Genomic DNA, 21,563 nt, shown 5'->3' with positions numbered 1-21,563 from the left:
GTTCGCCGCTGTTCGAAAACGCCCGCCTTGTGCGGGCGTTTTTTGTTCTTCCTTGTTTGCTTTTGAGTCGAGATGCGCGGGTAAGAGCCCCTCACCCTAGCCCTCTCCCGCAAGCGGGAGAGGGGACCGTTCGGTGCAGGATGAAACCACAGCGTCAGCCCGCACAATCTGCCCCCTCTCCCTCTGGGAGAGGGTTGGGGTGAGGGATGCCCCGTACAGAAGCCGATTACGGATCGAGCGCGCCGGAGCTCCAGGTACTCGAAGGCGCCGTACCGGTGAACTTGCCCGCGATGGCGCCCTGGGGAATCAGCCGGTCACGGTAACGGGTGGCGAACAAGCCACTCTGCGGCGCGCGCAGGATGTGTTCGCTATCAGGGTCACCCGGACGCGAAACGATGCGCGCGAAGCGCTCACCCGCCTCGAGGTATTCGCCCAGTTCTCGCTCGAACACCAGCACGCCGGCTGCAGGCGCGAACACCGTTTCCATGAAGCCCATGGGCGTAGCGACGCCCTTCCACTCCGGCAGTGGCCCGGCGTCGGTGACCACGCCACGGGCGCCGAGGAAACGGTAGAGTCCCTCGGCATCCTGCTGCGCCAGCGCGTCGCTGACGTCGCCCTGGCCGCGCAATTCGACAGTGGCCACCAGGCGCTCCGTAAAGCGCTGTTCGGCCAGCCATGGGGCGATCACCACTTCCTCGAACGCGCCGTCGCCATAGCCTTCCCAGACAATCGCCAATTCCGCGCGCAGCGCCGCGGCGAGGTCCTGCGCGGCCGGCCAGAAGCATTCGTGGACGTAGACATACTGCAGCGCCTCGTCGTCGGTGTGCAGGTCGAGGACGATGTCCGCCGGCGCGGCCAGTTCGGCCAGGCGCTTCTGCCACAGCGTGAGGTTGTCCAGGGTCCCGCTGGCCGCTACCGAGGCGATGAAGCCACGGTTGAAATTGCGCGACGTGGCATCGTGGTTGCGGCCGAGAATCCGCCCCTGGCGGAACTGCCCGATGCCGATGGGATTGGCCTGCGGCACCAGCGTCACGCTGCCATTGAGCGCGCCACGTTCGACGGCCTCGCGCAGGCGCGGCAGCAGTTCGTGGAGCACCAGCATACCGGCGATTTCATCGGCGTGCACGCCGGCCTGCAGGTGTACCCGCGGCCCCGGCTTGCCGCCGTCGATACGCCACGCCAGAACGCGCAGCTCCGCACCGGAGTCACCCGGCACGCTGAAGGACACATCCTCGATCATCAAGCCCTCTCCTCTGTCCGAATAGCCCATGGAAATCTTTGCCGGCGCCTCCTAGTATCGACTCCAGTCGCCGGTTTCCGGCACGCCGCAAAAGGACCTCGCACCGTGGACATGCCCCGCCAGAAAGCCCAGCGCGCCACCTCCGAGGAACGTCGCGACCACCTAGTGCGCGCCTGCCTCAAGTGCCTGGTCGCCGATGGCCACGCAGGCATCTCGGTGCGCCGCATCGCCAAGGAAGCCGGCGTCGCCGTGGGCCTGGTGAACCACCATTTCGGCAGCATCGACGCGCTGGTTGCCCAGGCCTACGAGACCCTTGCCAGCGAGGTCACCCAGGCGCTCTACCAGCAGGTGGACGCCGTCGGCAGCGATCCCGCCGCACGCATGGAAGCCTTCCTCACCGGCTCCTTCTCACCGCAAGTGCTGGACCCCGACCTGCTCAGCCCCTGGGTGGTGTTCTGGAGCCTGATCCGCCACTCGCCGCCGGTGAACGAGGCGCACGAGCGCGGCTATCAGAGCTACCTTGCCATCCTCGAAACACTCATCAGCGAGCTCGCCCACGCCGAAAACTTCAGCGTGGCGCGCCCGCGCCTGGCCGCCATCGGCCTCTCCGCCATGCTCGACGGGCTGTGGCTGGAGTGGTGCCTGAACCCGAGCAACTTCAGCGCCGCCGACGGTCTCGAACTCAGCCGCTGCTGGGTGGAGGGCCTCCGTCGCGGCGCCTACGCCTGAGGTTTGGCAACGATCTGCTGCGCGTCGGCTGGATTAGGCGAGCGCCGCCCGCCTAATCCAGCTCTAGCTCGCAAGATCGTAAGGCGAACTGTGCATTATCAAACTGCCGTCCTTGCCCTGCGCTTGCCCAACCATGATCGCTGCGCCGGCTTCTGTATTTCGCGGCGAACCGGCGTGGTGCGCTCCAGCACGGCGAACAGCGCCTCGATGATGAAGGTCAGGCAGACATAGATCGCCGCCACCAGCAGCAGCGGCTCATACACCTGGAAGGTCTGCGCGCGCACCACGTTGGCTGCGCCGAGCAGGTCGACCACGGCGATGGTGGACGCCAGTGCGGTGGACTTGAGCAGCATCACGCTCTCCCCCGCCAGGGTCGGCAGCAGCAGGCGGATCGCCCTCGGCAGCCACACACGGTAGAGCACCAGCCTGCGGTTCATGCCGAACGCCGAAGCGGCCTCCAGCTCGCCGCGCGGCACCGCCTTGAGGCCACCGCGAACCACCTCGCCGACGTAGGCGCCGACCGAGAGGATCAGCGCGATCACGATGTACCAGAAGCCATCGCGCAGGTAGGGCCAGAGGAAGCTGCCGCGGATCAGCGGGAACTGCGCGAACAGGCTGCCCAGGCCGTAGTAGAAGATGTAGATCTGCACCAGCAACGGCGTGCCGCGAATCACGCTGGTGTACGCCAGCGCCAGACGCGAGACCAGGAAGTTGCGCGACATCCGCGCCAACGCCACGACCAGCGCCAGAGCGAAGCCGAGGATGGCGGAAATCAGCAGGATCACCAGGGTGGTGCCCAGGCCCTTGAGCAGCAGGGCCCCATAGACGAATAGCCAGTGTTCGTTCATCGCCGCGCCTCGTTCAGACCGCCGGAATCCAGCGACGGAAACGTCGCTCCAGGTAGCCCGCGAACAGGTTTGAAAGCACGGTGAGCACGTAGTACAGCGCCGCCGCGGTGAGGTAGAAGGTCAGGTAGTGACGGGTCGAGCCGGCGGCCTGCTTGGCCGTGTAGAGCAGCTCGTTGGTGCCCACCACGCTGATCAGCGCACTGTCCTTGATCAGGTTGACCCACAGGTTGGCCATGCCGGCCAGCGCGTTGGGCGCCATCATCGGCAAGGTCACCCGGCGGAACAGGCCGAAGCCGTGCATGCCGTAGGCGCGCGCCGCTTCGATCTGGCCATAGGGAATCGACTGGATCGCGCCACGGAAGATCTCCGACGCGTAGGCGCCCTGCACCAGGCCAAGCACGACGATGGCCACCATCATGCCGTTGAGCTTCACCTGGCCGTAGCCGAGCCACTCGAAGAACTGGTTCAGACCCATGGAGCCGACGTAGAACAGCAACAGGATCAGCAGCAGCTCCGGCACCGCCCGGCACAGCGTGGTGTAGCCGCGCGCGAGCATCGCCAGCGGGCGCGGACCACCGATCTTGGCACTGGCCGCGGCCAGGCCGATCAGCAGGCCGACCAGGAAGGCCCCGACGGAAATCTGCAGGGTGACCAGCAACCCCTTGAGCAGGGCCGGGCCCCAGCCGGTAGGACCGAAGCCGATCAGGTCGAAGATGCTTTGCATGGCCGTCTCCAGGAAGGGAGGCTCAGGTTCGTGCCCGCGCGCCGGACAAGCGCGCGGGCGCTGAAGCGGATCGCGCCAGAGTTACTGCTTGGGCGCGACGCTCATGCCGAAGTATTTGTCCGACAGCGCCTTGTAGTCGTCGCTGGCGAGCAGTTTGCCGATGGCCTCGTCCATCTTCGCCTTCAGCTCGGTGTCGCCTTTGCGCATGCCGGCGCCAACGCCACGGCCGAACAGGGGGTCGTACTTCACTTCGCCCTTGTTGACGATGCCGGCAGCCTGGGCGTCCGGCGACTTGACGAAAGACGCCACGGCAATGCCATCGGCCATCATCAGGTCGATGCGCCCGGCCACCAGGTCGGCGTTCACCGAGTCCTGGGTGTCGTAGTAGCGCACGTCGGCGATCTTCTCGTAGTACTTCTTCAGGTAGTTGGAGCTGACCGTGGAGATCTGCACGCCGATGGCCTTGCCCTTCAGGCCCTCGGGGCTGATCTGCACATCCACCGCCTGGGGCGCGGCGACGGCGACCGGGGTGTCGTAATAGGGGCGGCTGAAGGCGATCTGCTTCTCGCGCTCGTCGGTGATCGACAGGGAGTTGAAGATCACGTCGATCTTCTTCGCCAGCAGCGCCGGGATGATGCCGTCCCAGGCTACTTCGTCGATCTCGCAGGTGGCCTTCATCTCGGCGCAGACCTTGTGGATCAGGTCCGGCTCGAAGCCGACCCAGCTACCGTCGGGCTGCTTCTGCGAGAACGGTGGATAGGGTTCGGCGGCCAGGGCGAAGCGGATCGTCTCGGCCTGGGCGCTCGCCGCGCCGGCCATCAGCATCGCCGCACCCACCATCAGATTGCACAGACCTTTCTTGCTCATCGTGATCCCCTGCGTTGTTTTCGTTTGTTATGGGTCACGCTCATCGATGCGCCGGCAGCGCGGCATCGGTCAGCGATTCTGGTGCGCGTTGACGAACTGCCGGCAGCGCTCGCTGCGCGGGCGCGAGAACACTTCCTCGGGCGTTCCCTCTTCCTCGATCAGGCCCTTGTGCAGGAACGCCACATGGCTCGACACGTCGCGGGCGAAAGCCATCTCGTGGGTGACCAGGATCATGGTCCGCCCCTCCTCGGCCAGCGAGCGGATCACCCGCAGCACTTCTCCCACCAGCTCCGGGTCCAGCGCCGAGGTCGGTTCGTCGAACAGCATCACTTTCGGTCGCACGGCCAGCGCGCGGGCGATGGCCACGCGTTGCTGCTGGCCGCCGGAAAGGAAGGCCGGGTATTCGTGGCGTTTCTCCGCCAGGCCGACACGTTCCAGCAACGCCTCGGCGCGCTCGCGGGCCTCGGCCTTGCTCTCGTGGAGGACGAAGGTCGGCGCCTCGATCAGGTTCTCCAGCACGGTGCGGTGCGGCCACAGGTTGAAGCTCTGGAACACCATGCCCAGCTGCGAGCGGATACGGGTGAGCTGCTTCTGGTCGGCCACCATCGGCTCGCCCTGGCGGCTCTGAGCCAGGCGGATGGTTTCACCGTTGACGGTGACCGAGCCCTGGTTGGGAATCTCCAGCATGTTGATGCAGCGCAGCAGGGTGCTCTTGCCCGAGCCGCTGGCGCCGATCAGCGAGATCACCTCGCCCTCGCGGGCCGACAGCGAAACGCCCTTGAGCACCTCGAAGTCGCCGAAGCGCTTGTGGATATCTCGCACTTCGATCACCGGCTTAGTGGTGGGCTGTTCCCGTAGGAGCGAGCTTGCTCGCGAACCGGCCGCAGCGTCAGAAACATCAAGAGCGTTCGCGAGCAATGGCTGAGGCGCCCCCCTCGCTCCTACAGTTGATTCGGCACGTGCGGGAAGGGATTCGACAAACCGAATGATCCGCGCACAGGCCTCCGCCATGCTCTCGTCGCTCAACCCGAAGGACAACCGCACGAAACCTTCCGCCTGCGGGCCGAAGGCTGCCGCGTCGAGCACCGAGACGCCGGTGGCATGGAACAGCTGCCAGGAGAAGTCCAGCGAGCTGAGGCCGGTGTCACGTACATCGACCATGACGAACATCCCGGCTTCGGGCGACAGGACCTTCACCCGCGGACAATCACTCAGCGCCGCCACCACCAGGTCGCGGCGGCGGCGGTAGATCTCGCGCATCGACGCCACCACTTCATCATGGCGCTCCACCGCAGCGAGCGCGGCCTCCTGCACGAAGCCCGGCAGGCCGTAGAACATGTTCAGCGCAAGGTTTTCCAGATGCCCGACCAGCGTCGGGTTGGCGACTATCCAGCCGGCGCGCCAGCCGGTCATGGCATGGGATTTCGATAGGCTGCCGATGCTCAGGGTGCGCTCGGCCATGCCCGGCAGCGCGGCGAAGCTCTGGTGTTCGCGCTCGAAGGTCAGGCCCTCGTAGACCTCGTCCACCACCACCCAGAGATCGTGGGCCTGCGCCAGTTCGGCGATCGCCAGCAACTCCTCGCGAGTCAGCACGACGCCCGTGGGGTTGCTCGGGTTGGCGAGGAAGATCGCCTTGGTGCGCGCCGTGATGGCAGCCGCGATATCACCGGCCAGAGGGCGGAAACCGTTCTCCGGACGGGTAGGAACCCCGACCAGCACGGCACCGGTGGACTTCAGCGTGGCTTCGTAGGTGACGTAGACCGGATCGAAGGTGATGACCTCGTCGCCTTTTTCCAGCAGGCACATCGCGGCGGCGAACAGGCCGTTCTGCGCTCCGGCGACAACAATGACGTTCTCGGCGGCGACCTTTTGGCCGAATCGTCGCTCATGCAGTGCGGCGATCGCCTGGCGAAGTGCCGGGCGGCCAGCCACATCACTGTAGTGGGTGTCGCCGTCGCGCAAGGCGGAAACGGCGGCATCGGTGATGAAGTCCGGGGTTGCGAAATCGGGGTCGCCGACGCTGAGCACTATCACGTCGCGGCCGGCGCGTTGGGCGGCAATGGCGGCGTAGTGAATATCCCAGGCGGCAACGCCGGGTCCGACCATCCTGTCCACAAGCGACGAATAACGCATGCAAGGGCCTCATCCGAATGACGGAATGTCCTGCAGAAGGGTCCGCAGGAGCGTTGGGCCACCATAGCCAAGGATGAACGAGTGTTCAACAGCGTTTTCCGACATCAGACATGTCGTTTTCAGACCGTTCACTCACCTCCCTCCCATCTTCGGGTGCTGCTTGTCGCATGTTCGACCGACGAACGGAATCACGACATCCACTTAACGGCTTCTTAACGATCACCCCCGTAGCGTTCTCTCACCCCCTGACAGAGCCGCCATGGCCTTTGGAACACCACATGGAAATGCCCTTCCTCCCCTTCTCCCGTCCCAGCATCGGTGAAGAAGAGATCCAGGCAGTCAACGAAGTCCTGCGTTCGGGCTGGATCACCACCGGGCCGAAGAACCATGAACTGGAACAACGCTTCGCCGACTCCATCGATTGCCGTCACGCGGTGGCCCTGTCGTCGGCCACCGGCGGCATGCACCTGGCGCTGCTGGCCCTGGGCATCGGCCCGGGCGACGAGGTGATCACCCCGTCGCAGACCTGGGTCTCCACCGTCAACATGATCAGCCTGCTGGGCGCCACGCCGGTGTTCGTCGATGTCGACCGTGACACCCTGATGACCGACGCCGCGCGCATCGAAGCCGCAATCACCCCGCGCACCCGCGCCATCATTCCGGTGCATTACGCCGGCGCGGCCTGCGACATGGACCCGATCAACGAGCTCGCCCTGCGCCACGGCATCCCGGTGATCGAGGACGCCGCCCACGCGGCCGGCACCTTCTATCGCGGCCGCCCGGTAGGCTCGCGCGGCACCGCGATCTTCTCCTTCCACGCGATCAAGAACCTCACCTGCGCCGAGGGCGCCATGTTCGTCACCGACGACGAGGCCCTGGCCAACCGCGTGCGCACCCTGAAGTTCCATGGCCTGGGCGTGGATGCCTACGACCGCCTGACCCACGGCCGCAAGCCGCAGGCGCAGGTGGTGGAACCGGGCTTCAAGTACAACCTCACCGATATCAACGCCGCCATCGCCCTGGTGCAGTTGCCCAGGCTCGAAGCGATCAACGCCCGCCGCGCCGAACTGGCCGCCGGCTACGCCAGTCGCCTGGCGCACCTGCCGGTGCAACCGCTGGCGCTGCCGGACTACCCGCAGCACCACGCCTGGCACCTGTACGTCCTGCGCATCGACCAGGAGCGCTGCGGCATCGACCGCGACGCCTTCATGCAGGGGCTGCAGGAGCGCGGCATCGGCAGCGGCATCCACTTCATCGGCAGCCACCTGCACAGCTACTACCGCCAGCACTACCCGGATGTGCACCTGCCCAACACCGAGTGGAATGCCTCGCGGATCGTCTCCATCCCGCTGTTCCCCGACATGACCCAGGCCGACCAGGACCGCGTGGTCGACGCCATCGAAACCCTGCTTCGGTAACGCCACCGTGAAAGCCTATCCGATCAACCGTGTGTCCATCGTCATCCCGGTGTACAACGAAGAGGCCAGCCTCCCCGAGCTGCTGCGCCGCACCACCGCCGCCTGCGAGCAACTGGGCCGCGACTACGAGATCGTGCTGATCGACGACGGCAGCCGCGACAGCTCCGCCGACCTGCTGCAGGAAGCCGCCGAAGCGCCCGGCAGCCATGTGGTGGCGGTGATCCTCAACCGCAACTATGGCCAGCACGCGGCGATCATGGCCGGCTTCGAGCAATGCCAGGGCGACCTGGTGATCACCCTCGACGCCGACCTGCAGAACCCGCCGGAGGAAATCCCGCGCCTGGTCGAAGAAGCCGCCAAGGGCTACGACGTGGTCGGCAGCGTGCGCCAGCAACGCCAGGACTCGGCACTGCGTCGCTGGCCGTCGAAGCTGATCAACCTCGCCGTGCAGCGCTCCACCGGCGTGGCGATGAACGACTACGGCTGCATGCTGCGCGCTTATCGCGCCAGCATCGTCAAGGCGATGCTCGCCTGCCGCGAACGCAGCACCTTCATCCCGATCCTGGCCAACAGCTTCGCCCGCCATACCAGCGAGATCCTCGTCGCCCACGCCGAGCGCGAGCACGGCGAGTCGAAGTACGACTTCCTGCGCCTGATCAACCTGATGTTCGACCTGGTCACCTGCATGACCACTTCGCCGCTGCGCCTGTTGTCCTTCGTCGGCGGCGGCATGGCGGTGGCCGGCTTCGCCTTCGCGCTGATGCTGCTGATGCTGCGCCTGCTGTTCGGCGCCGCCTGGGCCGGCCACGGCGTGTTCGTGCTGTTCGCCGTGCTGTTCATGTTCACCGGCGTGCAGCTGGTCGGCATGGGCCTGCTCGGCGAGTACCTGGGCCGCATGTACAACGACGTGCGCGCCCGCCCCCGCTTCTTCATCGAGCGCATCGTTCGCGTCGATGCACCGCGCGCCCAGATCACTACTTCTTCCCCTTCTTTCGAGTCCATCCAGCCATGACCCAGCAGACCATCGTCTTTGCCTACCACGACTTCGGCTGCGCCGGCATCGAAGCGCTGCTCGCCGCCGGTTACCAGATCGACGCCGTGTTCACCCACGCTGACGATCCCAAGGAAAACCGCTTCTACGGTTCCGTAGCACAACTCTGCGCGCGCCTGGGCATCCCGGTGCACGCGCCCGAAGACGTCAACCACCCGCTGTGGGTTGCGCGCATCCGCGAACTGCAACCGCAGTACATCTTCTCCTTCTACTACCGCCACCTGCTCAGCGAAGAGCTGCTGGCCTGCGCCGCCAAGGGCGCCTACAACCTGCATGGTTCGCTGCTGCCGCGCTACCGTGGCCGCGCCCCGGCCAACTGGGTGCTGGTCAACGGCGAAAGCGAGACCGGCGTGACCCTGCACCGCATGGTCAAGCGCGCCGACGCCGGCGGCATCCTCGCCCAGCAGAGCGTCGCCATCGGCCCGGACGACACCGCACTGGTGCTGCACGGCAAGCTGCGCGAAGCCACCCGCGAGCTGCTCGCCACTGCCCTGCCCCGCCTGGCTCGGGGTGAACTGCAGGAAGTCGCCCAGGACGAATCCCGCGCCAGCTACTTCGGTCGCCGCACCCCGGCGGACGGCCAGCTCGACTGGAAGCGCCCTGCCAGCGAACTGCACAACCTGGTCCGCGCCGTGACCCAGCCGTACCCCGGCGCCTTCGCCCCGGTGGGCGATCGCAAGCTGATCGTCTGGAGCTCGCGCGTGGTCGCCGGCAACAACGGCCTGCCGGCCGGCTCGGTCCTGTCGGTCGACCCGCTGCGCATCGCCTGCGGTGCTGACTCGCTGGAAATCCTCTCCGGCCAGCAGGGCGACAGCGGCCTGTTCCTCGCCGGCCCGCAGCTGGCCCGCGAAATGGGCCTGGTGGACGGCTCGCGCCTGCACGGCGCCAGCGGCAAACCCAAGCGCAAGACCCGCGTACTGATCCTCGGCGTCAATGGCTTCATCGGCAACCACCTCTCCGAGCGCCTGCTGCGCGACGGCAACTACGAGGTCTACGGCCTGGACATCGGCTCCGACGCCATCGAGCGCCTGAAAGGCAACCCGGACTTCCACTTCGTCGAAGGCGACATCAGCATCCACACCGAGTGGATCGAGTACCACATCAAGAAGTGCGACGTGGTCCTGCCGCTGGTGGCCATCGCCACGCCCATCGAATACACCCGCAACCCGCTGCGCGTGTTCGAGCTGGACTTCGAGGAAAACCTCAAGCTGGTCCGCTACTGCGTGAAGTACAACAAGCGCGTGATCTTCCCGTCCACCTCCGAGGTGTACGGCATGTGCACCGACGCCAACTTCGACGAAGACAAGTCGAACCTGATCGTCGGCCCGATCAACAAGCAGCGCTGGATCTACTCGGTCTCCAAGCAGTTGCTCGACCGCGTTATCTGGGCCTACGGCCAGAAGGGCCTGAAGTTCACCCTGTTCCGTCCGTTCAACTGGATGGGCCCGCGCCTGGACCGCCTGGACTCGGCGCGCATCGGCAGTTCCCGCGCCATCACCCAGCTGATCCTGCACCTGGTGGAAGGCACGCCGATCCGCCTGGTCGACGGCGGCGAGCAGAAGCGCTGCTTCACCGACGTGGATGACGGCATCGAGGCGCTGGCGCGGATCATCGACAACGAAGGCAGCCGCTGCGACGGGCAGATCGTCAATATCGGCAACCCGGACAACGAAGCCAGCATCCGCCAACTGGGCGAAGAGCTGCTGCGTCAGTTCGAGGCGCACCCGCTGCGCGACCAGTTCCCGCCCTTCGCCGGCTTCCGCGAAGTGGAAAGCCGCAGCTTCTACGGCGACGGCTACCAGGACGTGTCGCACCGCAAGCCTAGCATCGAGAACGCCCGTCGCCTGCTGAACTGGCAGCCGAGCGTGGAGCTCTCCGCCACCATCGGCAAGACCCTGGACTTCTTCCTCCGCGAAGCCCTGGCCGAACGTGCCGGTGGGGTGCCCCACGCCTTCCCGCTGCAGAAAAGCATCGCCTGATGAGAGCGGGACTGCGCATCGACGTCGATACCTACCGCGGCACCCGTGACGGTGTGCCGCGGCTGCTGGACATGCTCGACGAGGCCGAGGTGAAGGCGACCTTCTTCTTCAGCGTCGGCCCCGACAACATGGGGCGCCACCTGTGGCGCCTGATCCGCCCGCAGTTCCTGTGGAAGATGCTGCGCTCCAACGCCGCCGGCCTGTATGGCTGGGACATCCTGCTGGCCGGCACCGCCTGGCCGGGCAAGCCGATCGGCCGCGACCTGGGCCACCTTATGCGGCGCGCCCAGGACGCCGGCCATGAAGTCGGCCTGCATGCGTGGGACCACCACGGCTGGCAGGCCAACGCCGGCCGCTGGAGCACCGAGCAGCTCGAACAACAGATCCGCCGTGGCGTCGACACCCTTGCCGACATCCTCGGCAACCCGGTGGAGTGCTCGGCGGTGGCCGGCTGGCGCGCCGACGAACGCACCGTGGAAGCCAAGGAGCGCTTCGGCTTTCGCTACAACAGCGATTGCCGCGGCCGCTCGCTGTTCCGCCCGCGCCTGGCCGACGGTCGCGCCGGCACCCCGCAGATCCCGGTGGACATGCCCACCTTCGACGAAGTCGTCGGCCCACAGGTGGCGCCGTCCGCCTTCAATGACTACATCCTTTCCCGTTTCGACATGGACGCCTTGAACCTGTACACCATTCACGCCGAGGTCGAGGGCATTCTCATGGCCCACGACTTCCGCCGCTTGCTGGCCCAGGCACGGGCCGGCGGCATCCGCTTCGTCCCGCTGGGCCGGCTGCTGCCGGACGACCCGACCACCCTGCCCGTCGCCAGCCTGGTGCGCGGCGAACTGGCTGGCCGCGAAGGCTGGCTGGGGGTGCAGCACGCATGAAGCGCCTGGCCTACCCGACACTGCTCGCCGCCTTCGTCCTGTGCATCCTGCTGCCGATGGCTTTCCACGGCCTGTGGATCCCGGACGAGTCGCGCAACGCGCAGATCAGCCAGGCCATGCTGCAGAGCGGCGACTGGGTGTCCCCGCACCTGCTGGGCCTGCGCTACTTCGAGAAGCCTACCGGCGGCTACTGGCTGATCGCAGCCAGCCAGGCCGTGTTCGGGCAGAACCTGTTCGGCGTGCGCTTTGCCTCCGCACTGGTCACCGCGCTGAGCACCCTGCTGGTGATCCTGGTCGCCCGCCGCCTGTGGAACGACCCGCGCCGCACCTGGGCCGCCGGTCTGCTGTACCTGAGCTTCGGGTTGATCGCGGGGCAGGCCGGCTACGCCAACCTCGACCCACAGTTCACCTTCTGCGTGAACCTCAGCCTCGGTGCCCTGTGGTTCGCTTTCGATGCCAGCACCCCGCGCGGGCGCCTGGCTGCCTGGAGCCTGCTGGGTGCCGCCTGCGCCTTCGGCTTCATGACCAAGGGCTTCCTCGCCTTCCTGTTGCCGATGATCGTCGGCCTGCCCTACGCCGTGCTGCAGAAGCGCCTGGGCGAACTGCTGCGCTACGGCCCGCTGGCGGTGCTGGTGGCCGCGCTGGTCTGCGCGCCCTGGGTACTGCTTATCCACGCCCGCGAGCCGGACTTCTGGGACTTCTTCTTCTGGCACGAGCACATCCGCCGCTTCGCCGGTGACGACGCCCAGCACGGCCGCCCATTCTGGTTCTTCGTCCCGCTGCTGTTCGCCAGCGCACTGCCCTGGGCGGTGCTGGTCTTCCCTGCGCTGCGTAACGCAATCCAGGGCTGGCGCGACTCGAAGCTGCTGTTCCTGCTGCTGTGGTTCGTCATGCCCTTCCTGTTCTTCAGCCTGGCCAAGGGCAAGCTGCCGACCTACATCATGCCCTGCTTTGCCCCGCTCGCCCTGCTGATGGCCGATGCCCTCGGCCGTGCGCTGCAGCAGCACCGGCAAGTCGCCCTGAAGTTCAACGGCGCGCTCAATCTTCTGCTGGGTAGCAGTGCGCTGGCCGGGCTGCTGTTCATGCAGGCACGGCACCCGCAGTACCACGACGAACTGCCCAGCGTGCTGATGGTTGCCCTGGTGTGCATCGTCTGGCTGCTCGCCGGCCTGCTGCAACTGCTGCGCCCCGCTCGCTTCTGGGCGGCGCCGGCCTTCGCGGCCTGGCTGCTGGTGGCCCTGGTGCCCAACGCGATGCCGAACAAGATGGTCAACAGCAAGATGCCCGACCAGTTCATCGCCGAGCACCTGGACCAGCTCAAGGACGCCCGCAGCCTGCTGAGCAACGACCTGGGCGCCGCCACCGCGCTCGCCTGGCGCACCCGGCGCAGCGACATCACGCTGTTCAACACCGAAGGCGAGCTGAAGTTCGGCTTGGGCTACCCCGAAGGCCAGGGCCGCAGCATCCCGCCCGAGGGCATCCACGCGTGGATCGACCGGACCCGCGCCGAGGGCTCCATCGGCGTGATCATGCGGGTCAACAGCGCCAGCGACGAAGCGGAACTGGCCATGCTGCCCAGCGACGCCATCAGCTACCGGCAGAACCACCTGGTGGTCCTGCTGATTCCGCAGGCCGCGCCATGACTGCCCTGCTGCTGGCGGGCGTCTGCCTGCTCACCTGCCTGGGCCAGCTGGCGCAGAAGTTCGCCGTGGAAAGCTGGCGCGATGCGCCCTCGAGCCTGACGGCGAAGCTCTTCTCGCCCTGGCTGATCCTGGCCGTCGCCTGCCTGGGCGCCGGCCTGCTGCTCTGGCTGCTGGTCCTGCAACGCCTGGAAGTCGGCGTCGCCTACCCGATGCTGAGCCTGAACTTCGTGCTGGTGACGCTACTGGCGAGCCGCCTGTTCGGCGAACGCATCGACGGCCGCCACTGGTTCGGCGTGGCCCTGATCGTCGGCGGCGTCGCCCTGCTGGGGATGCACTCGTGAAGCGCGGCATCGCTTTCGCCCTGGGCAGCGTGCTGCTGGTGAGCAGTGCACAGCTGGGCATGCGCTGGAGCATGTCGCGGCTGCCCTCGCACTGGCCGTTCGACCTGGCGCAACTCGACATCGCCGCACTTCTGGTGCTGGCCGGGGCGGTGCTCGCCTACGCGCTGTCGATGCTCTGCTGGCTGCTTGCCCTGAAACACCTGCCGCTGAGCCGCGCCTACTCGCTGCTGAGCCTGAGCTACGCCCTCGTCTACCTCGGCGCTGCCGTGCTGCCGGGCCTCGGCGAGCCGCTGAGCCTGCCGCGCACCCTGGGCGTAGCCCTGGTGATCGCCGGCGTGATCGCGATCAACGCGCCACGCCGACCTGACAGAACAACCGTCATCAAACCCAGCGATGCTCGCTCCGAGCACGCGCAGTTCGACTGACCTCAATCCCGCTTCAAGTCCCTTTTCGGGAGAGCAGACCATGAAAATCAGCGTATTCGGAATCGGTTATGTAGGCCTGGTGCAGGCCGCGGTCATGGCCGAAGTGGGCCACGACGTCCTGTGCATGGACATCGACGAGGACAAGATCGCCAAGCTCAAGCGCGGCCAGATCAGCATCTTCGAACCGGGCCTGGCCGAGCTGGTGAGGGACAACCTGGAAGCCGGACGCCTGCACTTCACCAGCGACGTCGCCGAGGCCGCCGCCCATGGCCGCGTGCAGTTCATCGCCGTCGGCACCCCGCCGCTGCCCGATGGCTCGGCCGACCTGCGCGCCGTGCTGGCCGTGGCCGAAGGCATCGCCCGTCACCGCACCCAGCCGGTGATCATCGTCGAGAAATCCACCGTGCCGGTGGGCACCGGTGACCGCGTGAAGGCCAAGGTACTCGCGGTGCTCGCCGAGGAAGGCCGCAGCCTGGACTTCGAGATCGTCTCCAACCCCGAGTTCCTCAAGGAAGGCTCGGCGCTGGCCGACTGCCGCAAACCCGACCGCATCGTCATCGGCTGCGAAAGCCCCGAGGTGCTGGACGTGATGCGCGAGATCTACGAGCCGTTCAATCGCAACCACGACCGCATCCTGACCATGAACCTGCGCAGCGCGGAGCTGACCAAGTACGCCGCCAACTGCATGCTCGCCACCAAGATCAGCTTCATCAACCAGATCGCCGAGCTGGCCGAGCACCTGGGCGCCGACATCGAAGCCGTGCGCCAGGGCATGGGCGCCGACCCGCGCATCGGCTACCACTTCATCTATCCCGGCTGCGGCTATGGCGGCTCGTGCTTCCCCAAGGACGTCCAGGCGCTGATCCAGAGTGCCGAGGAAGCCCACTGCTCCAGCGACCTGCTGCGCGCCGTGGAAGCGGTCAACCAGCGGCAGAAGAGCAAGCTGTTCGAACGCATCCACAGCTACTACGGCGGCAAGCTCAAGGGGCGCACCTTCGCGCTCTGGGGCCTGTCGTTCAAGCCCAACACCGACGACATGCGCGACGCCCCCAGCCGCACCCTGATGGAAGCCCTGTGGGCTGCCGGCGCCAAGGTCCGCGCCTTCGACCCCGAGGCCATGCCCGAGGCGCAGCGCCTGTACGGCCACGATGAACGCCTGACCCTGATGGGCACCCCGGAAGCCACCCTCGGCGGCGCCGATGCCCTGGTGATCTGCACCGAGTGGCGGCAGTTCAAGGCGCCGGACTTCGAGCTGGTGGCCAGCCGCCTGAAGTCCCCGCTGATCTTCGACGGCCGCAACCTGTTCGACCCCGAGCGCGTGGCGCGCTACGGCTTCGAATACTTCCCCATGGGCCGCGGCGACTCGCACCGCCTGCCGGTGCCGGCGCAGGTCGTCGAACAACGCACGCGGCGCACGGCCTGAAGAGCATTCGCGAGCAGGCTCGTTCCTACACGAGGGACACGGCTCTTCGTAGGAGCGAGCTTGCTCGCGAACCCACCCACGCCGACCAGGCCAGGATGCTCAACCCCGCCCCGGCGCTTGCTCGCCCATCACCATCATCGGCGCTGCCTCACTGCGCTTGAGCAGCGCATAGAGCACCCCGGTCACCACGCTGCCGATGGCAATCGCCAGCAGGTAAAGCAGCGCGTGGTTCATCGCGTTGGGGATCAGCAGCACGAACAGCCCGCCATGGGGCGCCAGCAGCTTGCAGCCGAACAGCATCGACAGCGCGCCGGTCAGCGCACCTCCGGCGATACTTGCCGGGATCACCCGCAGCGGGTCCTTGGCCGCGAAGGGAATCGCGCCCTCGGAGATGAAGCACAACCCCAGTACCAGCGCGGCCTTGCCGGCCTCGCGCTCGCTCTGGGCAAACTTGCGCCGCGCCAGCAGCGTGGCGATGCCCATGCCGATCGGCGGGACCATGCCACCGGCCATCACCGCCGCCATCGGCGCGTAGCTCTGCGAGGCGAGCAGGCCGACCGAGAAGGCGTACGCGGCCTTGTTGATCGGCCCGCCCAGGTCCACGCACATCATCCCGCCCAGCAACAGGCCGAGCAGGATGGCGTTGGTGGTACCCATGCCGGCGAGGAAATCGGTCAGCGCGCTCATCATCGCCGCCACCGGCGAACCCACCACGTAGATCATCACCAGCCCGGTGAACAGGCTGGCCAGCAGCGGGATGATCAGGATCGGCTTGAGCGCCGCGACACTGGCCGGTAGCGGAACCCACTGGGCAATCGCGCGCGCCGAATAGCCGGCGAGCAAACCGGCGACGATGCCGCCAAGGAAGCCCGCCCCCAGCGTGCTCGCCAACAGCCCGCCGATCATCCCCGGCGCCAGCCCGGGGCGGTCGGCGATGGACCAGGCGATGTAACCGGCGAGCATCGGCACCATCAGCTTGAACGCCGCATCGCCGCCGATCTGCATCAGCGCCGCCGCCAGGGTGCCCTGTTGCTTGAACGCCTCGATGCCGAAGACGAAGGACAAGGCGATCAGCAGCCCGCCGGCCACCACCATCGGCAGCATGAAGGACACGCCGGTGAGCAAGTGCTTGTAGACGCCGCGCGCTTCGTTCTTCGTCGGTGCCGCACTGTTGCCGGCGGACGCGGCGGACTCCGTCGTCGCCTCCTGCAGCGCGCGCTCGATGGTCGCCTGGGGCTGCTTCAACGCCACACCCGTGCCGCAACGGAAAATGCGCTTGCCGGCGAAACGTTCGGGATTGACCTCGATGTCCGCCGCCAGCAGGACCACGTCCGCAGCAGCGATTTCTTCCGCACTCAGCGGATTGCGCGCGCCCACCGAGCCCTGGGTTTCCACCCGCAGCTCGACGCCCATCTGCTGCGCCGCCTGCTGCAGCGCCTCGGCGGCCATGAAGGTGTGCGCCACGCCGGTCGGGCAGGCAGTCACCGCTACGACCTTCGCCACGCGTCCCGTTGCGGCAGGCACTGGCGAGGCCTCGCCCGGCTGCCAGACGGGAGCCTCTGCCGCCGCGCGCTGGAGGAAACCGGCCGGGTCGGCCAAGGCCTCGGCCGGGCGCGCCTGCACCAGGCGCTTGCCGGCGAAGCGCGAGAGATCCAGCGGCTGCGCGCTGACCACCAGCACCCAGTCGGCCGCGGCAATCTGTCCTTCGCTCAACTGGCGTTCCGGATGCTGCGGGTCGCGTTGCTCGACACACACCGACCAGCCCAGGCGCCCGGCCGCCGCCCGCAGCAGGCGGGCGCTGAGCACGCTGGAAATCTGGCCGTTGGGGCAGGCCGTGATCAGGGCAAGGTTCATCGTCATACCTCTTGTTGTTCTATCGCTCAGGGCTGGCACGGGGCCAACGCCTGAACCTGCACCGCGTCCTCGATGCGCTTGAGCCGCTGCGCGTCGCCGATGCCGAACTGGATCTGGGTGACCGCCAGTGCCGCCACCGCCGTGGCCTGGCGCAGCACACGCTCGGGCGGCCAACCGGCGAGCAAGCCATGGACCATGCCGGCCAGCAGGGAATCGCCGGCGCCCACCGTGCTGGCGACTTCCACCCTGGGCGGCACCGCTTGCCAGACACCCTGCGGACCGAACCAGCGCACGCCCTCGGCGCCCTGGGAAAGCACCACCTGCTCGATACCGCGCGCACGCAATGATTCGACCTGCGCGCCCAACTCATCAGCACTGCCAGCGGGTTTTCCGCAGGCATCGGCCAGCTCCTGGTCGTTGGGTTTGATCAGCCAGGGTGCGGCGTCCACCCCGGCGCGCAGCGCGGCACCGCTGCAATCGAAGGCGACTTTCAGGCCATGGCCCTGCAGGCGCAGCAACAGCTCGCGCAACCACTGCGGATCGACGCCGCGCGGCAGGCTGCCGGCGACCACGGCCATGTCGAAATCGGCGGCGATCAGGTCGAGGCGGTCGAGCAGCGCATCCTGCTGGGCGCCACTGACTGTCGGGCCCGGACCGTTGATATCGGTGATCCGCCCGGTGCCTTCGGCGATCTTGATATTCCGCCGCGTTTCGCCCGGCACGCGGACAAAGGCATCGACGAAACCACGACGACGGAACAACGCCTCGAAGGGCAACGCATTGTCCGCACCGAGGAAGCCGGCAACGGTCAGCGAATGTCCCAGGTCGGCCAGCACCTGGGCAACGTTGAGGCCCTTGCCGGCGGCCTGGCTGAGTGCCGACTCGCTGCGGTTCACCTCGCCGGGCGCAAGCGTCGGCAGGCGCACGGTTAGGTCCAGCGCAGGGTTCAGGGTCAGCGTGAGAATACGGGCCATCAGTGCACCTCCGGCAGCGCCAGGGCGACGCTCTGGCGCACGTCCGCTGCCGAGCACAGGGCCAATGCGGCGCGAGCCAGCTCGCGGGATGTCGGCAGGTCCAGCTCGCGCACCCGCGCCTTGACCAGCGGGATGCTGCGCGCCGAAACGCTCAGTTCGTCCACTCCCAGCCCGACCAGCAAGGGCACCGCCAGCGGGTCGGCGGCCAGCTCGCCGCACACGCCCACCCACTTGCCGTGGGCATGGGCGGCGCGCACGGTCATGTCGATCAGTTGCAGCACCGCCGGGTGCAGGCCATCGGCCTGGGCGGACAGACTCGGATGGCCACGGTCGATGGCCAGGGCGTACTGGGTCAGGTCGTTGGTACCGACGCTGAAGAAATCCACCTCGCGCGCCAGTACCTGTGCCAGCAGCGCAGCGGAAGGCACCTCGACCATGATGCCCAGTTGCAGGTCATGCTGACCGCCCAGTTCCGCGCAGATTTCGTGGGTCAGGTCGCGCGCCTGCCGCCACTCCTCCACCTGGCCGACCATGGGGAACATGATGCGCAGCGGGCGGCCGGCAGCCGCACTCAGCAACGCTCGCAGCTGGGTGCGGAAAATCTGCGGGCGTTGCAGCGTCAGGCGCACGCCACGAATGCCCAGGTAGGGGTTGGTTTCCTCGGCGATCGGCCAGTACGGCAGCGGCTTGTCGCCGCCCACATCGAGGGTGCGCGCTACCAGCGGACGGCCTTCGAGGGCATCGAGCACACGGCGGTACTCGATCTCCTGGGTTGCCTGGTCGGGCGCCTGCGGGTTGTCCATGAAGACGAACTCGGTACGCAGCAGACCCACGCCCTCCGCGCCCAGCTCCACGGCTTTCGCCGCGCCGGCGGTGTCGCCAAGGTTGGCGCAGACTTCCACGGCATGGCCATCGCGAGTCACCGCCGGCTCATGGCGGCGCGCCTCGGCCTGCGTGGCGCGACGCTGGCGCAGGTCGCGCTGGGTTTCGGCGGCGTGCAACGCTTGCACATCGGGGGCGACCGTCATCTGGCCTTTCTCGCCATCCAGCAGCAACGCCGTGCCGGACTCCAGCGCCAGCACGCTTTCCCCGGCGCCCACCAGCGCGGGAATACCCAGCGCGCGGGCGATGATCGCGCTGTGCGAAGTGGCGCCACCGCGCGCCGTGACGATACCCGCCACGCGTTCCGGATCGAGCCGTGCCACGTCCGAGGGGCCGACTTCGTCCATCACCAGGATGTAGGGCTCGCTCGGCTCCAGCGCACTCTCGACGCCGCACAGGCGCGCCAGCACGCGCCGGCCGACGTCGCGCAGGTCCGCCGCGCGCTCAGCCAGCAGCGCATCGCGCAGGGCCTCCTGCTCGCCGGCCACCCGCTCGATCACCTGGCTCCAGGCCGCTTCGGCGCTGGCACCTTCGGACAGGCGCGCCTGCACCTCGTCGAGCAACTCGGGGTCGTCCAGCAGTGCCTGGTGAGTGACGAAGATGTCGCGAATTTCCTTGACCTGGCTGCGCCCCACCAGCGCTCCGATTTCCCCGCTGATGGCCATCCGCGCCTCATCGAGGCGCTGGCGCTCGACGTCCGCCGACTCGCCGCGCACGGCGAACTCGAAGGCACGAGCGACCTGCACGTACGCAGGGCCGTGGGCAATGCCCGGCGATGCGGCAATGGCCTGCAACTGCGCGCCCGCTTCGGGAGCCCGCACGGCCTGCAATTCCTGCTCGTCCTGTTGCACGCTGTCGACGACCAGCTCCTGGGTTTCCGGCAGCGGCTCGACTTCCTCGCCCAGGCCCTGCTCCACGGCCGCGCGAACGGCAGCCAGTGCGGCCTCGGCGATTTCCGGCTCGGCGAAGAACTCCAGCACCTGCCCACGCCGCGCGCCAAGGGTGAGCAGTTTGCTCAGGCTGCGGATGGAAACCGGGGCGCTGTCGCCCTCGGCGATGCGCACGCGAATTTCGCCGCTGTAGTCCCGCGCCAGCAGCATCAGCACCTGTGCCGGGCGCGCATGCAGGCCATGCGGGTTGGCCAGCGGCACACGGATGCTCGGCCAATCCACCGGCAATTCACCGCCCAGGGCTTCCAGCAGCGCACGTACGGAGGTGGCGCTGGCCAGCTCGCCGGCACGGCCATCCACCAGCAGGTCGCACAGGCGCGCGAACACCGCCTCGTGCGCGTCGTCCTGGCGAGCCAGGCAGAACAGGCCACGCACCGGCTGGCCGGCGTGGCTCAGCTCGCGCGCGGGGGTAACGAAGACGAGGCCCGGACGAGTGACGCATTGCTCGCTGTCCTGCCACCAGAGCCCCGCGCCCAAGGGCAAGGCCTCCTGGTCATGCAGCGCGGCAGCGAAGCCGGGAACCACGCAGCCGGCCTTCTTCAAACGCCGCGCACCGACCAGCGCCAGTTCGTCGAAGTCTTCGGCAGCGACGCCAAGCCCTACCAGATGCTCGTCGAACAGCAACGGCTGAGGCGCGCCACCTTGCAGCAGCTGCAGCAGGTCCTCGGGTTTTTCCGCTGCGCGCAAGGCCGGGCCTACTTCGCCGTCGCCCAGCGCACGGGTAAGCAGTTGCAGCAGGCGCAGGTGCTCATCGGACTTGGCCGCAATGGCGATGGCCAGGTGCACGGTCTGCCCGTCGCCCCAGGCCACCCCCTCGGGGAAGTGCATCAGGCGTACGCCGGTGCGCTGCACCAGGTGGCGCGTTTCCGGCGTGCCGTGGGGAATGGCGATGCCCTGCCCGAGATAGGTGGAGCCTTGCGCTTCACGGGCCTGAAGACCCGCCAGGTAGCCTTCGGCAACCAGGCCATCGTCTTCGAGGGCAGAGCCAAGCATGGCCAGGGCGGCCTGCTTGTCGGCAGCGCGCTGGCCCATGCGGACCTGCTGCGCGTTGAATTCGAGCATCGCGTTCTCCTCACCGGCGTTCGCGCGTGCCGGCGCTGGGGCGGTTATCCGCTTGTACGGTGATCAGCTTAGAGGCTGCGGCGCAGGAACAGGGTTCAGGCAATACTGCGCGCGCAATGCTGAATCGTTTCACCTA

General features: G+C 67.5%; 17 protein-coding genes. 9 read left to right on the top strand and 8 right to left on the bottom strand.

The features are described 5' to 3' along the window. Positions 1 to 226: 226 nt before the first annotated feature. Entirely contained in the window at positions 227 to 1,240 is a 1,014-nt protein-coding gene (locus tag PNI01S_RS10960; RefSeq protein ID WP_084358242.1) for a M14 family metallopeptidase, read from the bottom strand. 105 nt (positions 1,241 to 1,345) lie between these two features. Between PNI01S_RS10960 and PNI01S_RS10955 the strand changes: the two genes are divergently transcribed. Beyond that, positions 1,346 to 1,969 carry a TetR/AcrR family transcriptional regulator gene (locus tag PNI01S_RS10955; protein ID WP_024765611.1) on the top strand — a complete coding sequence of 208 codons (624 nt, stop codon included), beginning with the start codon at positions 1,346 to 1,348 and terminating at the stop codon, positions 1,967 to 1,969. Between the two features lie 98 nt (positions 1,970 to 2,067). On the opposite strand, the gene PNI01S_RS10950 is transcribed toward PNI01S_RS10955, so the two are convergent. The 4 genes from PNI01S_RS10950 to PNI01S_RS28735 form a co-directional block, all read right to left on the bottom strand. Continuing rightward, positions 2,068 to 2,817 carry an ABC transporter permease gene (locus PNI01S_RS10950; RefSeq protein ID WP_084358240.1) on the bottom strand — a complete coding sequence of 250 codons (750 nt, stop codon included), beginning with the start codon at positions 2,815 to 2,817 and terminating at the stop codon, positions 2,068 to 2,070. 13 nt (positions 2,818 to 2,830) lie between these two features. Continuing rightward, positions 2,831 to 3,541: an ABC transporter permease gene (locus tag PNI01S_RS10945; protein WP_015475765.1), complete on the bottom strand. Its 711-nt coding sequence runs from the start codon at positions 3,539 to 3,541 to the stop codon at positions 2,831 to 2,833. A gap of 81 nt (positions 3,542 to 3,622) precedes the next feature. After that, positions 3,623 to 4,408, bottom strand: a complete 786-nt coding sequence (locus tag PNI01S_RS10940) for a transporter substrate-binding domain-containing protein (RefSeq protein ID WP_054906669.1) — start codon at positions 4,406 to 4,408, stop codon at positions 3,623 to 3,625. A 69-nt stretch (positions 4,409 to 4,477) separates the two neighbouring features. After that, complete coding sequence (locus PNI01S_RS28735) at positions 4,478 to 6,541, bottom strand: aminotransferase class I/II-fold pyridoxal phosphate-dependent enzyme (RefSeq protein WP_084358238.1); 2,064 nt, start codon at positions 6,539 to 6,541, stop codon at positions 4,478 to 4,480. A gap of 278 nt (positions 6,542 to 6,819) precedes the next feature. Here PNI01S_RS28735 and arnB point away from each other — a divergent pair, with 278 nt between their 5' ends. From arnB to PNI01S_RS10895, 8 genes are read left to right on the top strand one after another with little or no spacing between them, the layout of a single operon-like run. Continuing rightward, complete coding sequence (gene arnB / locus PNI01S_RS10930) at positions 6,820 to 7,959, top strand: UDP-4-amino-4-deoxy-L-arabinose aminotransferase (RefSeq protein ID WP_084358235.1); 1,140 nt, start codon at positions 6,820 to 6,822, stop codon at positions 7,957 to 7,959. 7 nt (positions 7,960 to 7,966) lie between these two features. Next, positions 7,967 to 8,971, top strand: a complete 1,005-nt coding sequence (gene arnC, locus PNI01S_RS10925; protein WP_084358233.1) for an undecaprenyl-phosphate 4-deoxy-4-formamido-L-arabinose transferase — start codon at positions 7,967 to 7,969, stop codon at positions 8,969 to 8,971. Next, positions 8,968 to 10,989 carry a bifunctional UDP-4-amino-4-deoxy-L-arabinose formyltransferase/UDP-glucuronic acid oxidase ArnA gene (gene arnA, locus PNI01S_RS10920; RefSeq protein WP_024765617.1) on the top strand — a complete coding sequence of 674 codons (2,022 nt, stop codon included), beginning with the start codon at positions 8,968 to 8,970 and terminating at the stop codon, positions 10,987 to 10,989. Before arnC ends, arnA begins: the two co-directional genes overlap by 4 nt. Then, positions 10,986 to 11,873, top strand: coding sequence for a 4-deoxy-4-formamido-L-arabinose-phosphoundecaprenol deformylase (arnD, locus tag PNI01S_RS10915; protein WP_414602894.1), 888 nt, complete (start codon positions 10,986 to 10,988; stop codon positions 11,871 to 11,873). The genes arnA and arnD overlap by 4 nt, the downstream gene beginning before the upstream one ends. Beyond that, positions 11,870 to 13,516 carry a lipid IV(A) 4-amino-4-deoxy-L-arabinosyltransferase gene (gene arnT, locus PNI01S_RS10910; RefSeq protein WP_084358229.1) on the top strand — a complete coding sequence of 549 codons (1,647 nt, stop codon included), beginning with the start codon at positions 11,870 to 11,872 and terminating at the stop codon, positions 13,514 to 13,516. The genes arnD and arnT overlap by 4 nt, the downstream gene beginning before the upstream one ends. Continuing rightward, positions 13,513 to 13,857, top strand: a complete 345-nt coding sequence (arnE, locus tag PNI01S_RS10905) for a 4-amino-4-deoxy-L-arabinose-phosphoundecaprenol flippase subunit ArnE (RefSeq protein ID WP_024765620.1) — start codon at positions 13,513 to 13,515, stop codon at positions 13,855 to 13,857. The genes arnT and arnE overlap by 4 nt, the downstream gene beginning before the upstream one ends. Continuing rightward, the gene (arnF, locus tag PNI01S_RS10900; RefSeq protein WP_084358227.1) at positions 13,854 to 14,282 is read left to right on the top strand and encodes a 4-amino-4-deoxy-L-arabinose-phosphoundecaprenol flippase subunit ArnF; all 429 of its coding nucleotides are present in this window, start codon (positions 13,854 to 13,856) and stop codon (positions 14,280 to 14,282) included. Before arnE ends, arnF begins: the two co-directional genes overlap by 4 nt. A 40-nt stretch (positions 14,283 to 14,322) precedes the next feature. After that, on the top strand, positions 14,323 to 15,705 hold the full coding sequence (locus PNI01S_RS10895; protein ID WP_084358226.1) for a UDP-glucose dehydrogenase family protein: 1,383 nt from the start codon (positions 14,323 to 14,325) through the stop codon (positions 15,703 to 15,705). A 99-nt stretch (positions 15,706 to 15,804) separates the two neighbouring features. Here PNI01S_RS10895 and PNI01S_RS10890 read toward each other — a convergent pair whose 3' ends face one another. Genes PNI01S_RS10890 through ptsP form a run of 3 tightly spaced genes read right to left on the bottom strand, consistent with a single transcriptional unit; the run spans position 15,805 to position 21,427 of the window. Further along, positions 15,805 to 17,559 carry a PTS fructose-like transporter subunit IIB gene (locus PNI01S_RS10890; RefSeq protein WP_084358225.1) on the bottom strand — a complete coding sequence of 585 codons (1,755 nt, stop codon included), beginning with the start codon at positions 17,557 to 17,559 and terminating at the stop codon, positions 15,805 to 15,807. 26 nt (positions 17,560 to 17,585) lie between these two features. Beyond that, positions 17,586 to 18,533: a 1-phosphofructokinase gene (gene pfkB, locus PNI01S_RS10885; RefSeq protein WP_084358223.1), complete on the bottom strand. Its 948-nt coding sequence runs from the start codon at positions 18,531 to 18,533 to the stop codon at positions 17,586 to 17,588. Further along, positions 18,533 to 21,427: a phosphoenolpyruvate--protein phosphotransferase gene (gene ptsP / locus PNI01S_RS10880; RefSeq protein WP_084358221.1), complete on the bottom strand. Its 2,895-nt coding sequence runs from the start codon at positions 21,425 to 21,427 to the stop codon at positions 18,533 to 18,535. Before ptsP ends, pfkB begins: the two co-directional genes overlap by 1 nt. Positions 21,428 to 21,563 lie beyond the last annotated feature (136 nt).

This window comes from Pseudomonas nitroreducens NBRC 12694 (assembly GCF_002091755.1).
Taxonomy (GTDB): domain Bacteria; phylum Pseudomonadota; class Gammaproteobacteria; order Pseudomonadales; family Pseudomonadaceae; genus Pseudomonas; species Pseudomonas nitroreducens.
Note: the sequence above shows the minus strand (reverse complement) of the source record. Positions and strands in the feature narration are given on the sequence as shown.